Source organism: Fulvivirga kasyanovii (assembly GCF_009711405.1).
Taxonomy (GTDB): domain Bacteria; phylum Bacteroidota; class Bacteroidia; order Cytophagales; family Cyclobacteriaceae; genus Fulvivirga; species Fulvivirga kasyanovii.
In genome coordinates, this window is sequence record NZ_SMLW01000525.1 from 1 (window position 1) to 16,301 (window position 16,301).

The following is a 16,301-nucleotide window of genomic DNA, read 5'->3' on the forward strand; positions in this document are numbered from 1 at the left end:
GTATTCTGCTCCTTCGGGGTTTTGATCATGCATAGTGTTCAGCAGCATTTCAAAATCTCTGTAGGTGTCTTTAACAGCATGGTTTAAAGCATTATCGAATGCGAGGGACTTTATTTTAATGCATACTTTGCCCGTATCATCGGTCAGGTCAATATCCACTTTCAATATTCTGTCGCCGGGTTTGCTTCCTTTGGCATATCGCACCCAGGCAAACATTTCTTTCTGGCAGGGGGCGAGCAATCTCAGTGCCCCGGCTTCAAAAGGCAGCACGGGGCTGTCTGACTGCGCACTGAAACCCGTAAGCAATCCGGTGGCCACCTGCAAGGCGCTTTCCATCATGGCCGGATGCAGGCTGTATTCTTCGAGGTTTTCGTCCCCTGATCCGGGCAGGCTTAGGCGGGCAAGCACCTGGTTATCACCCTGATAAAGCTCACTGATGGCTCTAAGTGCCGGGCCGTATCCCATTCCCATTTGCTCCAGGGTCTGATAAAGGACTCCCTGATCTAATGGTTCTGTTTCAAAATGGGTTTTAAGCTGCTCAATATCCAGCTTTGCAGGGGGCTGGCCTCCTCCTAATGTCACCTGGCCATGGCAGTGAACAATTTCCTCTTCGCCTTCCATGCTGTAGATCTCGTAGTCTATTTCCTCCTGATCATTCTCAAAAAGGGCTATGCTCACCTGTTTGTCTTCAGAAATTTTCAACTGCTCTCCCCATGAAGTGTTGTACATCTCCAGGGTATTGGCCTCACCGGTATCTGGCAGTGCCTTTTCTACGGCCGCGCGGGCCATTTCCAGGAAAGCGGTAAGCGGCATCGCGCTCTGGTCTCCAAGTTTGTAACCGGAAATAAAGAATTCTTTTCCAGTGAAATTTGAGGTGTAGCTCTGCTGGCTCAAAACGGAAGAGTTGTAGTGCAGCATCGGATGCAGCTTTTCGAACTCTCCTTGTTTCGGTTTTTCGCTGTTTTCCAGATTAAACCAGTATCGCTCACGGGCAAAAGGATATGTAGGCAGGCTTAAGCGCCGTGGCTTCCCAGATTTATACAGTTGATACCAATCTACTTCGATACCTTTTACCCAGGCCTGGGCCAGTTTAGCAAAGTCTTTATCAGTAAAACACTGGCTTACAAGTGCCTCGGCGGAGTGATGGCTGGTACCTTCAACAAATTCAGTACTCGTTTTTTGTGTAACGCGCCCGAAATAAACTTCCTCTACGTTTTCCTCTCCGTTGAGATAGCTCGTCAGTTTTTCTTTCAGTTCATCACGGGAGTTCACCACCAGGCTTAAGCGCTCTGCCATTTCATCCCTGCCCACCTGCAGGGTAAAGGCGAGGTCTGTCAGCTCATCATCATACTTCTCCACATGGGCGAGCAGCAGCTCTGCATAGGCTTTGAGCCGGTCTTCATTTTTTGCTGAAAGTACAATGATATGTGGGCCTTCCAATTTCACGGCCTGCTCCTGTTTAGGAACATACTCTTCCAGTACCACATGGGCATTGGCGCCACCAAAACCGAAGGAGCTAACTCCTGCCCTTCTTGGAATTGGGTTACCCTGATCATCTTTAAAAGGCTCCCAGTCTTTGGTTTTGTCTACAATGTAGAGTGGGCTATCCTTGAGGTTGATGTATGGGTTAAGTTCTTTAAAGTGCAATGTGGCCGGTATCTTCTTATGCTTCAGGGATAGCAATACCTTGAGCATACCTGCGATCCCTGCTGCGGTTTCCAGGTGACCAATATTGGTCTTTACAGTAGTGAGCCCGCAATGTGGTTTATCTCCGGGAGTTTTATTGTTCCTTTTGTAGAGTTCCGAGAAGGTTTTGTTCATGGCCTGGATCTCTATAGGATCCCCAAGGCTGGTGCCTGTACCGTGGCATTCGATAAACCCGATCGTAGACGGGTCAACCTGTGCTTTGGTGTAGGCTTCCACCAATAAATCTGTCTGGGCCACCGGGTTAGGTGCGATAAGCATGGTCACCCGGCCACCGTGGTTTTCGGTAGTGGCTTTGATCACGGCATAAATGTGGTCATTATCGGCTTCGGCTTTATCCAGCGGTTTCAGGAATATAGCCCCGGAGCCTTCTCCTCTTACGTATCCGTTGGCACTCTTGTCGAAGGTCTTACATTTACCATCGCCGCTCAGCATGCCTGCCATACCAAAGGAAATATAAGCCGCAGGTGTGAGCATCAACTGCACACCACCCACTATAGCCATGTCACTGCTACCGGTATGGATAGATTCGATAGCCCGGTGTACAGCAATCAGGGAGCTGGAACAGGCGGTATCCAGAGGCGCACTTGGCCCTCTCAGGTTAAGCAGGAACGAAACCCTGTTGACCAGTACGGAGTGTGAGTTTCCTGAAGCGGTATATCCATCGAGAGGAATGTGCTTGTCTACCAATGAATCGGCATAATCGCGGGTGGCAACCCCAACAAACAGTCCTGTTTTAGTGCCTGAAAGGTCAGAGACCTTGTGCCCTGAATCCTCTATGGTTTTCCAGACGGTTTCCAGAAAGATCCTTTGCTGGGGATCCATCATTTCAGCTTCCCTTGGTGAAATTCCGAAAAACAACGGATCGAATTTATCCACGTCTTTCATGAAGCCTCCCCATTTGGAGTTGGTCTTGTTTTTCTCTTTGAAAGGGTCTCCATCGTAATCTTCCCAGTTCCAGCGATCTCTTGGGATTACGGTGATGAGGTTTCTCTCATTCTCCAGGTTGTCCCAGAATTCTTCAAGGTCTTTGGACTCGGGCATAACACCACTCATACCTACTATGGCAATAGGCTGGTCTATGAACCTGCTCTCGGTGGACAACCCTTTGCCTCCTGAAACTACAGCCTTATCATCGAACGCACGGGAGTCAAACCCTTTATTGATGCTAAATGAAATGCTGTCGTCGCCGGAAGGCTGCTCGCTCTTAGGAGCGGTTTGAGGTGCCGCTGCCTCGGCATTTGAAGAGGCAGAAGCTCCTGCAACCTTGTGAACACTCAGCACTTCGGCTTTATGTTCTCTGGAGATAAACCCGGCAATTTCTTTGATCGATGGGTATTCGAAGAAAAGTACGGGGGTTACATCCAGATTATATTTTTCATTGATCCTGTTGGCATAGGTGGTCAGGCCTATGGAGTCAAATCCAAGGTCCAGCAATATTTTGTCCAGCTCAATATCTTCAGGGTCCAGCTTCAACAGCTCCATAACAAGCTCTGACAAGGCATCCTGCACGAGGTTGAAGACTTCTTTGTCTGACTGTTGATCTCCGGAAGCCTCTCCTGCCGCAACTGTATTATCTTCGGCCTGTACAGGTTCAGGCTCTTCCACTTCTTTGATGCCCCAGGCTTTCTCAATCTTCTCCTGCACGCCCTCCAGTACCACAAACTGACTCTTACCTGCATGCAGACCTTTTTCAAAAGCTTCCAAACCTGTCTCAATGCTTAGCGGCTTAATTCCCAGGTTCTTCTTAAAGAATATCTCTGTTTGCTCATCGAGCTGCATGCCTCCGTCGGCCCATAAAGACCAGTTCAAACTGAAGGTCACTCCCGAACGCTCTCCCTGCTCATAGAGAAATTGTCGTCTGGCAGCAAAGGAATCCATGAAGTGGTTGGCAAACGAGTAGTCGCACTGCCCGGCATTGCCACCAACAGCCGCCAGTGATGAAAATGTAACGAAGAAGTCGAGGTTTTCAGTTTTTGTGGCTTCGTCCAGGTGGCGTGTTCCGTAAACTTTGGGGGCAAAAACCGCCTCCATTTCTTCTCGTGTCTTGTTCCTGAGATAGGAATCCCTGAGGACTCCCGCACTATGGATAATACCGTTAACGGCTCCGAATTTAGCTTTGGTTTCCTTTATCAGACGCTCGACGTCTTTGTATTTAGAAACATCTGCAGACAGATACAGCACTTCTGCTCCTGCTTCAGTGAGTTTATCAAGCTCCGCTTTGCGCTCATCTGAAAGCTTTGACCTTCCTGTAAGTACCAGGCGAGTGCAAAGCTCGCCTGCCAGGTACCGGGCAAAAATCAGCCCCAGGCCTCCGGCTCCACCGGTAATAATGTATACGCCTTTTTCTTTTAGTCCCAGATCATGTGCCGGGGCAGAACTTTCTGCTTCCTGTAAAGAGAATTCCTTTACTTTTCTCACATAGCGGGCATCTTCCTCATAGCGAACGGTCGTAGCTTTTTTAGCAGATGGGTCAAACTCCGCCAGGATAACATCCAGTATCCTTTCATAGGATACTTTGGATTGCCTGATCTCGAGGATCTTGCATTGCATTTTAGACTGCTCGAGTTGCAAGGTTTTGGCAAACCCGTTGATAGCTTCATGGTGTGGCTGTGTAGTCCCCTGTTGCCCCAGGTACACGTATTCTAACCGGACTTTGTCGAGTTTTTGTGCTATCAGGGTTTGGCAAAGGGTAAGGAATGCATAAACACCCTTGTCCAACTGGCTACCCAAAAAGTCTTCGCTGTATCCGGTTTCTTTAACAGATGTATCAACCGGCCATGCAAAGCATATTTTATCTATGGAGTCTTTATTGAGGGACTCAAAAAGCTGCTTGAAATCATCCGGGTTTTGAGGGTTGATGGTATAAACCTGGTCGCCTGAATTGGCATAAGCCTTTCCGGGCTGTACCCGTATAATTTCTCCTGAGTTTTTGTACTTGTTTTTGTATGCCTTTTGCAGTTTGTCATCTGCATCAAAAAGCAAAACAGTTCCAAGTTTATCAGGCTGTACCTGCACCTCCAACGGGGTTTCCTCCCATTCGTGACCATAGTACAGTTTTGTATATTCGCTATCGTCTCCCTTTTGATCAGGCTTTTCATGAACGCTGACGAGCGGTACTCCGATCGATTCTTTGATCCTGGTGAGGATCAAGCCGTCTTCATCCACAATGAAAACGTTCACTTTGGAAACTTTGGAGTTAGGCTCATTAACCTTTCTTACATAGCTGTAACATTTGGGTTTGAGCGGTTGCAATACTTCGACTTCGCCGATGGAGTAGGGCACGAACATCTCTCCGGTTTGTGCCCCAAGCTGCGCTGCCATACCTGCCTGAAATGAACCGTCAACCAGTGATGGGTGCAGCAGGTAATCGTTGAAGTCGCTGTTGCGGGCTTCGGGTATCTGTAGCTCACCCAGTATCTCGTCGTTGTCTTTGTAGATGTCCTGAAGCACCTGGAAGCTTGGCCCCAGGTCGAGCCCAAGTGACTTGAAGAGTGGATAGGCTTCTTTTCCATCAGTAACTTTTGAGCACCTGGCCTTGATTTCGGAAAATCCTTCAATGTATTCGGGGCCGGCTTCTATTTCTTTATTGGTGGCGTATATCAGTTTTCCCTGGGAGTACACCTGCCTGCCACTCTCTTCCTGGCTGAATACTTCAAACTGAACGGACTCACCACTGGGTTTTAATTCTATAAATACTTCTCTCGGCGTAGAGTTGACCACGGTAAGTGGGCTCAGCCAGAGGATATTTTTGATCTTTTGTACTTTCCTGCCTGCTGCAAGCTCTCCGGCTTTACGGGCAAAATCCAGATAGGCCACACCAGGCAAAGTAGGGATTTCCGATACGAGGTGATCGTAAATAAAGAAGTCTTTGTCGTGGAAGGTTTTCTTAAATATCTGCCTTTCGAAAGTCGATTCGTTGGAGTCGATCAGCGGATGAAGGGCTGATGTGGATTGCAGGGCCAGCTTGGGCGATTCCGACACATCGGAAATCCAGTGGCGTTTATCTGCAAAAGGATAGGTGGGCAAGGGCACCTTTTTTCCTGTTTCCAGGGCCTGTATGCCCTGCCAGTCTGCCAGCAGACCGTCGTTCCAGAGTTGTGCCAGTTTACGCAGGTCACCACTCTGGGAAAGCATTTTGATAAATTCTTCCTTCTCTTTTCTGCTCAACAAACGGGTGATGCCTTCGCTGTTTTTCGCCTCACCGGTAATCATGCTGTCATCCCTCCTGCCTTCTATAAACAGGGTGAGTTTTTGAATCAGTTCTTTTTTTGTTTTGGCGATGATCACCAGACGCTGATCAAAAGATTTTCTACCTACACGAAGCGTGTGTGCTATATCTCCAAGATCAAGTGGTGCTTCACAGGCAATATCCCTTTCCAGGAACTCGCGCAAACGAAGTGCTACCTGCTTCAACTGATCTTCGTTTCTTGCCGAAAGCGGTATGATCTGGTCTTTAGGCTTATCAGGGGTTTCTTTCTGTTGGGTAACAGGAGCTTTATACTCTTCTATTACCGCATGGGCGTTGGCACCCCCTGCCCCAAAGGAGCTGATGCCTGCACGAAGCGGGTACTCAATACCATCAATTACCTTCGGCTTCCAGTCTTCTACTCCTTGTTCAACATAAAACGGTGAATTTTCAAAATCTATAAATGGGTTTAACTCCGCGGAGTGCAGCGACGGAACGAGTTTCCGGTGTTTCATCTGTAGAAGCACCTTATGGAGTCCTACAATACCTGCGGCTGCTTCGAGGTGGCCGATATTCGTTTTTACCGAGCCGATAGAGCAGCCTTGTTTATCTACATTATAATCCTGAAAAGCGGTGGTAAGGCCTGATATTTCGATAGGATCGCCCAGCTCTGTTCCTGTGCCATGGGCTTCTACATAACCAATGGTACGGGCATCGACTTTTCCGTTTTCAAGGGCCGTGCTTACCACGTGTGCCTGTGATTTAGGGCTCGGCACCATAAAACCACTGGTCTTTCCTCCGTGGTTAATGGCTATACCTTTGATCACACCATAAATGTGGTCACCATCTTTTTCGGCTTTGTCCAGCGGCTTGATCAGGACTGCGCCCACTCCTTCTCCGGCTACATAGCCATTGGCTCCTTTTCCGAATGTACGGCATACACCGTCTACAGAAAGCGCTCCGCCACTTTTATTGATATCTATTTTGCTCTGGTGTACATCCAGGTTAACCCCTCCTACAATGGCGCTTGAACATTCTCCTTTATAGATGGCTTCACAGGCCAGGTATAAAGCACTAAGGCTTGATGAACAGGCTGTATCTATGGGCAAACTGGGTCCTGAAAGGTTAAATGCATAGGATACCCTGTTGGCAATACCCCATAAGTGTGAGCTGGGGCTTGCAAAGGTTCCCTTAAGCTTCTCTTCCGTGCCTAGTACCTGATAAAGTGTCCATACTGCACCTACGTAGACCCCAATGTTTCTTGGGGCATTGTCTTCTGTAAGTGTTTCAGGGTAGTAGCCCGCGTCTTCAAGCGCTTCCCAGGCCACCTCCAGGAACAGCCTTTCCTGCGGATCGAGATATTCGGCTTCGCGTGGGGAAATGTTGAAGAACAGTGAATCGAACTTATCGATATCATCGATGAAACCGCCGCGATACTTCTCTGAGAATTTATTGCGAAGTCGCTGTTCGAAACGGGTATCAGGAATATCTTCAATGCAGTCTTTCCCCTGGACCAGGTTATCCCAAAACTCGTTCATGTTTTTGGCCTTGGGGTAGCGGCCTGCGATGCCGACAATGGCAATGTCACCGGCGTTGCGAGGCTGGGCATGCTGCATTTCCTGACCCGATGCGCTTTCCGAAGGCCTCGCTTCACCACCGGTAACCGCAGGTTTCTCCGGACTTTTCTGACCCGCCGGAGAAGTGCCTGCTTCAGACGCTTTGGTAGTGACCTGTGCTGAGGTATTGTGGTATTTTTTTAGCCTGAAGCTGGCATGGATATTCCCGAAGGTATCTGCCTGGCTGCCTTCCGGCATTATTTCAGGGATATTAACCTTATTTTTAAAGGCCTGCACCAGTTTATAAATGATCTCCTCAGCCTGCTTCTGCTTTAAGCCCACGGGAATGGCCAGGCGCACGAGGTTATTGATCGTGGTATCTTTCTGCATGCCTACATTGTGTGCCCCGCCCCGAATGCCTGTATTCAGGTACAGCCAAGATACAAATGAGGCCACAGGATGCTCAAAGGCTTTGAATTCCGGAATTTGCTTGACATCCATCAATATGCAGTGGCCTAAAGCCGGCTGCACAACCGGAAGGCCATGCTGCTTTAATTCACTCCATATTTTGCGCACCATTTGTGCCCTGTTCCTAACGCCGGTTTCAATCTTGCTGCGGTTATGGAAAGAAAGGGCCACTACCTTTTTGTCGATAACGTCAAGCCCAATACCTTCTGCCTGGATCAGGTCCTGGATTTTATGGAAAAGGTCTGCATCATTGGTAGCGATCAGGCCTCCTTTGTCTACACAAAAATCTTTAGCCAGGCTGGTGACCATAGCGTCGGCATGTGATGCCATTTCGCGTACTACATCCCATACATCTTTTCCTGCATATTCTGTTTCATGCTCAATGATGAACAGTGCATTTTCTACAATCCTGGTGCTGTCAAAAACCAGAGGGATGGCATGTTCCGTGAGCAATGATTTAACTTCTCTGAGGTGCTGCATGGATACGGGTGTACCTCCGGCAGCATTGTTGTCCGTCTCGATCAGGACAAAGGCTATGGATTTCGGGTCTTTTTCCACCTGATGTTTAAGGGCTTCCCAGTTGAGGTTCCCTTTATACAGTTCTTCTGAAGCCAGATTAAAAACCTCGGGGTGTGGCAATTCTTTTGGGGTGAAACCATTTTCAATCTGATGAAAAATGGTAGTCGGGAACAGCAGGTTTTGGAGCACTATGCCTTTTTTGGGCCATGCTTTACAGAACGCATGCTCTGCCGTACGGCCTGCGGTGGTCAGTGCAAAATGGGAAAATGGGAAAATGCTCCTCAGACTGTCTTCGATGCTTACCGGTTGCTGTAGCTGGGTATAAAGGTAGCTTAACTGGCTTTGAATGGCCGGAAGGGCCAGTTGCGCCCAGGAGTCTGTTTTCAAATCAAGTTCAACCTGCTTGTCAGGAATATTCAGCGGGTTGAAGCCATAGTCCGATAGCATGACAGACCGCTCCTCCCCTGCTATCACCACATTTTCAGCAGGCTGGCTTTCCTTAAGTGGTTGAGTTGCTTCAATAGCTTTTGGTATTACCTCCTCAGCTTTCGCTTCCGGGGTAGCTGTTGGCTGCTGTGCGGAGGTGTAAGTATGGTTTTCTTCATCAGAGGTTTGCATTTTCATCGGGTCTGCAATCATCATGATGATGTCGGTTACATTATCGGCACTGCTTCCTACTGCCCGGCAAAGGAAAACGGTATTGTGTTCGGGCCTGAATTTATTTTTGAATTGCAGGTTGCCTTCATCGTTGAAGATGTTTTGCTCGCGCAGGTAATCCAGTGTTTTTTCCAGATCGGGATCGGCGTTGGATGAATCGGCAAGTTTGCAACCATAGGTACCTCCCAAGCTAAGTATACTGCATCCTTCAGCGGCGAGAACATCAATAATGTTTACAATGGCATATTCGAGCCCTCCGAGTGGCATGTCCTGAGGGTAAAACTCCAGATCCATCAAGTAACCGTTTTCCTGAGAAGACAGCTTTGAGATGAGGATGACATTTTGCAGTACATCGTCAAGGTAAGTCAGGAAAAGCCGGTGCTCGGAGCTTAATTTGCCAGCCAGGATCTCTTCTTTTACCATATGGATCAGCGGGTTGACCATAGTCCGTGGGGCGCACCACTGATCGATAATATCTGCAATATTTTGGTCGGTTTCTTTATTGGAGCCGTTTTGGTATTCTTCAGTCCTGCATTTACCGGCACCTTCAAACTTGGATACCTGGTAACGCAGCCGCCTCATTTTGCTCCCTTTAAGGGTAAAGTCCTTAATTCCAACCCTGGATATGACCCCAAAAGGGGTAGCTGTGAACAATGCTCCACCGACCGAGTCAATCTCTTCGGAGGTGAACATATTAAGTTCGAATTTATGTTCGGTACAATAGCTGTACATTTCCTCTGCCAGTGTGGCAAAGTAGTCTTCCGGGCCTGTGTAGGTATAAACGAGGATAATGTTTTTGCTTCGGCTGTAGTTAAAAAAGCCTCGTTTTTCGCTACCAATGAAAAGGTTGGGGGCAATATTTCTGGTACCTCGCGAGGATGAGCCTTCATTTTTGTGCTGATCGAAGAGGGTTTTAACCAACCTGCCAAGGTCGGGATGTTTGTAGGCTTCAGTTTCCAGTATACGGACAGGGCCTCCTGAAAAGCTCTCCGGCTCAGGCTTTGACACGACAGCTTCATTTGCCCGGATCACGGGTTCAGGGGCTGCCTGGGCAGTAACGGCCGGTGCCGAATTGCCATTGGCGAACTTTTTAGAAAGTGCCTCCTCATGCTTATTGACGAAATAGTTGCTTAAATCATCAATATTGAAATTTTCAAAAAGCAGGGTTTTGGGCAGAGTACCAAACTCTTCTTCCAATTTCTTGATAACCTGTAATACACGAAAAGAATCTATACCCAGCTCCTGGAATGGAGTGGACGTATCATGATCCCCAATCGATATTTGAGCAACCTCAGCTATAAGGTTTTTGAGATAGCCATCTGTAGACTCTAATAGTATTTCCTTGTCTGTCATTTTTCTAATTAGACTCGATTATCACTAAATTGAATTGTATAAATAGCACCGGAATGATACCGTACGGAAGTGCGGATTTATGAGGTATGCCGTGATTGGCAATCAGAACATTACCGGGCTTTTGCGAATGCGTTCTTTCTTTTGACCATATTTCTACAAATATCAATGAACACAGTCTGGTTAATAGCATTCAGGCGTATGCCAAATTTGGTTTTGGATTGCTGCTCCAGGAGCACACCTTCATACCCTGCCAGAGGCCCACTGATAATCTCCACCGTTTCGCCTTTACTAAAATCAGGCACTACTGAAAGTTCCTGGTCCAGATTAATCATGCGCTTTATGCCTTCTATGCATTTACGGCTGATTTTTGAAGGCTTTCCTCCACAATGTATGAAAGTGGTGATCTTACGGGTCTGACAGATTTTATATAGTTGACATTCCTGTGTATTCACAAAAATGTAGCTGGGAAAAAGCACTTGATCGATAATTTTCTTCTGGCGATTGTTCCAGACCCGAAGTGTTTTGGTCATAGGTAGGAACACGTCATAACCTTTTATCAACAACTCCTTTTGAGCCACTTTTTCAGCTCTCGGAGCTGTATAAAAAATATACCATTCTGTTTTCCGTTTCAGTTCGGACATATCACTACTGACATCCATCCGAAATGGTTGCTTAGGGGTATGGGGCATAATTGTAAAGTTGACTTATTGATACAGCTTCGCTTGGTCAATTAGCAAGTGTGCATTTGACTAGAAAAACTGAGATCATTGATGATAAATTTGACAGGAGTGGGTCAGTTCCTACAAATTACTTTTTAAGCATATGAGGCTTGAAGATGTGTGTTATTTCTTTTTTTTCCAAATCCGAGGAAGAAATATTGTCCAGGTTCTGTTTGGTCTTTTTTGCTTGTTTCATGCTAATTTGTCATACGATAAAACCACTTTTTGTTAGGTTATTCCGCTGACATTCCGAAAGATACAATCTCTCAATGAAAGTCAATGTTAGTGTATTTTAAGACAAAAAATATTTGTAAAAATATTCTGTTATTTTTCTTTGGATCAATTCAAAATTGACTGAAAAAGATCAAAAAATCCCGTCTTTAACCCGAGGTAAAAAAAGACAAAAAGTGTCAAAATAGCCCTCAAACATAGAAATGATGGTTAAACATCGATCATTTCTCTCGATAATGAGGTCACGTAAAGTCAACAAAAAATGATTAACAACCTGAGTTCAAACGTCCACTTTGAACCTTTGAAAAATTCAATTTCAAACCGTTGCGGGAACGGTACCATTGATTTTCTCTATTGCCCGGATAAGCGCAACCTGTTTTCAAGATGAAACCTTGATCGAAGGTTCATTGTGAACTTTCGATTACGAGCATATTAAGGCGGGGTTATTTTTACTTTTCTGAACGTTGATTTCTTAATGAATTTTTGATTTGGTACTGGTTACTAGTGGGGATCGGGTGGTAAATAAAAGCCGCTCTTCAAAGGGTCATGTTGATGCTATACTATGAGTTTTCCTAAATCATCTCTGAGAAGCCCCAATAAAAAGGACTGCATTATTAAATGCAGCCCCTTAGTTTTACAATCATAAATTATAGTTTTATGGATGCACCTGCTCCTACAATTCTATGTACCTGCATGGGTATTCCGGTTGTAAATGGATTATAGTGCATTACTGTGCCATCATTGAAAATATCATTGCCCCAAATGAAGACGCTCGTTTTTCTGTTGTTAAAAAATTTCTCAACTTTAAAATCAACCCTTACACGATCCTGCGGCTCATCAAGTGTATAGCCTAAGTCACCCTCAACACCTGAAAACCGCTGCTGATCATAAAAGAAACGATTACTTCCAGTTATAGTATTGTAAAGGCTGCTTACAGAAAATTCAATATCTGATGGTAATGTGAAATATGATCTGAGCCTAACAACATGCTCGGGCATGCTCGGATTTTCTGGCTTAATATACTCAACTTTGTCTCCTGTTATAGGGTTGTTTTTCCCTTTGCGTTCGGTTATGAACCAGGAGTGCGAAAGCTCGAATCTCATTTTTTCGGAAGGGAAGAATTTAACAATACTTTCTACTCCGTAGTTGTCGGCCTCATATATGTTCGCATACACCAAAGGAATAATCATTTCACTGGGATTGACCGGTGACTCCACAGGTTCTGTTCCTCCATCGGTTACATCCAGTAATTTATCCGATTTGGCATAGAAGCCACTGACATCAACACTGAATTTGTCTACGGAAGCTCGTACCCCAAGCTCGGCGGTCAGGTACTCAGACTGATCTGTATCGGCGTTGATCAGTGCGATTCTGTAAGGAAGAAACGGTGGCATGACTTCGGCAAACGTAAGCTCAATGTTGGTATGAATGAACCCCGGGGTAGTTACACTTCTGGAACCGGCACCCCATATAGTCAACTTTTCAGTGGGCATATAGGCAAAACGCGCACTCGGCGAAAATTCCGGCTTGTTATCTATCAATGACCATGTCTCTGCTTTTACGCCCAGGGTCATATTAAATTTGTCTCCAAATAAAATCTGATCCTGAATGAATAAACCCCATAAATATTCCGTGGCGTTGGCGTCAGTATAATCGATCCCGGAGCCTTCTCCGTAAGGGCCAACCCTAAAGTCCACACTTCTGAGGTTAAAGCCTGTACTAATCCGGTTTATGCCAAGCGTCAGGTTATCCTGGATCTCAAGGTTCAGTGTAGATACGGAATAATCCTCTACGGTACCATTTACTGTTTCTTTGTTGCCTGAAAATTGAACAAAGATGTCGTGATCATTATTGAAAGACTTATCCAGCCTCACAGAAGAAACTATTCTGCTGTTATTTTGCTCATCAAGCGCAAAGTAAGCTACAGGGCTGGGTCTCAATGATGAAGAATAAATGTTTCTGCGGTGGTTAAAATAATAAAAGTCAGCTTTCAATTGCATATCATCAGACAGGGTAGACTGTAAATTAAGACCTGTCATTATTTTATTGGTCTTGTAAACGTCACCTTCCAGGTTGTTAACAATGGTGGTTGTTCCCGAACTGGTCCCCAAACCAAGCCCTGTATTCGGATCAATATCAGTAACTGGCACGGTAACATGGCTCCCGCTAAATTCATCCAGTGGTTTAAAGCCATCGAAAAAATTACCTTTGGCAAATAGCTTAATGTGACTGTTTGCCGAAACACTGGTGGCGTAACGCACAGATGGAGATACAAACCCTCTGGTTCCCTGCTTGTATGAAGCAGCCCATCCCTGCTGGCTTTCCGGGTTTTTGGTGAAGATGTTGATCACGCCGGTAGCTGCATTGGCACCATATATAGTGCCTCCCGGGCCTCGAATAATTTCTATACGGTCAATTTCATCAAAGCTGAGATCAAAATTGGTAAAATTAAAGGCACTTGTTAAAGGTGACTGATAGGGTACGTTATCAATGAGTACCAATACACTTCCCAAAAACGGATTGGTATTGTCACGAAGGCCGAATTCACTTTCCGTATAGCTGTTGCTTTGAAAAAAGGTGCCGGGAACCATCATTTGCAGCAAATCTTCCAGGCGGGTAGCCCCTGATCTCCTGATTTCGTCCTGTGTAATTACATAAATAGCAGAGGCTACGTCCTGTCTTCGTTGTGCCCGTTTGGAAACGGAAGTAACCTCAATGTTCATTAACTCTTCAAGGGTTAACTCAAACATATCAGGGATTTCGTCCTGCTCAGAGTCGGCCTCCTGCCCTTGTGCTGTGCTGAAAAAAATGCACCCAATAAATAAAGTAAATAAGCGTAGTAGATTTTGTGTCATATAAATTAGTTTTTGTAAGCCATCACATTTCTTATACCAAAACCAAAACACATTAATATACTTATACCGCAGAGGTTTAGAGCGGCAGCAGCATTCCCATTATGAGAATAAACTCCCAATTCTATACCCTCTGATCGCATAGAAACCTGGCATAAAAATATAGAGTCGAAAAATGAGTGTCTCCTCAGAAATTCCAGTAAAGACCTCAAAAGGCAATGAGGGCTGTAATGAAAGGGAGGAATAATAAACAAAGCCATGCGGAACCTTGAAGGACTCCACATTGCTCCTTTTGATCTGATAGCAGGGCTCGAACCTACGTCCACCCGGTCCCAGAGCCGGGCGCTCTACCACTGAGCTATATCAGATACCAACGATGGGTGCAGGGCTCGAACCTGCGTCTGCCCGGATGAAGAGCCGGGTATTCTACCACTGAATTAACCCATCATATCTTTAATTATTTGCAGGGTCAAATGGCTTTGCATTTTTACCTGAATAATATTTGTGCTTTTTCAAAACTGTGGCCAGAAACGGGCTAGCCACTTGTACTCCGTGCACCAGTTCTGGTGTAGGTGTAAACTTTTCCACTCCATGATGCCTTGGTGCAATCCAACCGGATGTTTCTGCATCAAGGCCTGCTTCACGGCAATATTGAATAACAAGCCCTTTGTTGCAGTCTTTCTCTCCGTTAAACACTTCCCATGGTAGTGGCAGCTTATTCCAAACTTCCGTGTTGGGGTCAAGCTTCCCTCCTGTCGCCCGGTGCCATGCCGCTACGTCTGCCGCCATTAGCCTCATTACTTTACCAAAGCAAACTTCATCTAAAACAAACTCCATTCCAAGGGAGTAAATAATATTCATCCATTGGTCGCGGGCTTTATTCCATGCTCCGGCAGTGTTGTTCCAGGTGCTGGAGTCATTTCCTCTCCGCACGATCATGGTTTCACGGTTTATGGAACTTCTGCCCCACACCTCATCAAGCAGGCAAGCGATCTCCTGCAGGATGTTTGTCCACTTGCCAAGCAATGTGCCTTTCTGCTCATCGGACAGGTAAGACAGCACTTCCTGCCCGGTGTATATATGGGCTATGGCCAGCCAGTCTGCACTGGTTTCCTGGGTTTCTACTTTTTTCCGACCAAAGAAACCTTTGGAAACCACCCGCTCTCCGGCACACTTTTTATATAGCATATTGCTGATCTCATCATAAGGTCTGGCCTGGCTTTGATTGGTAAATACGCTTCTGAGGTTGCACCTCGCATTGTAATAAGCAATAAAGCAAGCCGTATTTTTGTCCTTAGCAAACTGCTTATATTCCAGGTGGTGCACTATACCATGCTTTGCTATCATCTGGAATTCAATCTTTTTCAACTCGCGCTGATATTTCAGTAGTTTCCTCTCAAGCCTTTTCAGCAGCCTCCACTTCTTGTTATAAGCCCGCTTCGATAAGTCAAGCCCCCTGGCTTTCCTTTCTGATTTATTCAGCCGGTCTGCAAGAAAGTTGTTATCACCTACAGCTTTGCCTATCAATGGCGACACCTGTGCGATGAAGTTTTCTATATCGGGAATGTAATTAGGGTCTACATTTTCAGCATTGTCTAATTTGAAGAGTTCGATGACCTTCTTCACCTGCCTCTCCGCTCCTACGGCCTTCGCAAACTCCTGCGCCATGGAACTATAGCCAAAGAGTTGTCTTTTCAGAGACCCTTTGGCGGCCCTCTCGAGCATACCCAGCTCCGATGCAGTCAGATCATCCTTCAATACACCGATAACCATTTCAGCAATATCCTCAGGTCTCTTTCGTAATTTCAGGCTTTTGTATAGTTCTCTAAGCGTTTCCATGTGCTATGTTTTTTAAACTTGATACAAGTTTAGAGGGGTAGTGCGCAGTCTTTTTGCGCAGTTTATTTTTATTAAAAAAAAATTTAAAAAAGTTTTGGATGAGGTTTTGGGAGTGGTGCTGGCAGCAGGCAATATCCTCAGGCAGTATAATTTCGGCCTTTCTGGCCTTAAAATGGAGCCTGCTATTACAAAAGGCTGCACCTTTTGCTGGTAG

Annotated in this window: 4 protein-coding genes and 2 tRNA genes; all 6 read right to left on the minus strand. The window is 45.9% G+C overall.

Annotated features, from left to right (window positions below):
* A partial coding sequence (locus E1163_RS11550; RefSeq protein ID WP_155171815.1) for an SDR family NAD(P)-dependent oxidoreductase occupies window positions 1-10,446 on the minus strand: 10,446 nt, incomplete at its 3' end.
* Window positions 10,447-10,556: 110 nt separating this feature from the next.
* Window positions 10,557-11,105 (minus strand): UpxY family transcription antiterminator, encoded by a 549-nt coding sequence (locus E1163_RS11555; RefSeq protein WP_246223633.1) that lies wholly within the window; start codon window positions 11,103-11,105, stop codon window positions 10,557-10,559.
* 938 nt (window positions 11,106-12,043) lie between these two features.
* Window positions 12,044-14,251: a TonB-dependent receptor plug domain-containing protein gene (locus E1163_RS11560; protein ID WP_155171819.1), complete on the minus strand. Its 2,208-nt coding sequence runs from the start codon at window positions 14,249-14,251 to the stop codon at window positions 12,044-12,046.
* Window positions 14,252-14,543: 292 nt separating this feature from the next.
* Window positions 14,544-14,616, minus strand: a tRNA-Gln gene (locus E1163_RS11565).
* Window positions 14,617-14,622: 6 nt separating this feature from the next.
* Window positions 14,623-14,695 (minus strand) — tRNA-Lys (locus E1163_RS11570).
* Between the two features lie 6 nt (window positions 14,696-14,701).
* Window positions 14,702-16,087, minus strand: a complete 1,386-nt coding sequence (locus E1163_RS11575) for a hypothetical protein (RefSeq protein WP_155171821.1) — start codon at window positions 16,085-16,087, stop codon at window positions 14,702-14,704.
* Window positions 16,088-16,301 lie beyond the last annotated feature (214 nt).

Excerpts from the sequence above, each read along its gene's own strand:
- E1163_RS11555 (WP_246223633.1), bottom strand. The coding sequence starts at position 11,105 with ATGGATGTCAGTAGTGATATGTCCGAACTGAAACGGAAAACAGAATGG.
- E1163_RS11560 (WP_155171819.1), bottom strand. The coding sequence starts at position 14,251 with ATGACACAAAATCTACTACGCTTATTTACTTTATTTATTGGGTGCATT.
- E1163_RS11575 (WP_155171821.1), bottom strand. The coding sequence starts at position 16,087 with ATGGAAACGCTTAGAGAACTATACAAAAGCCTGAAATTACGAAAGAGA.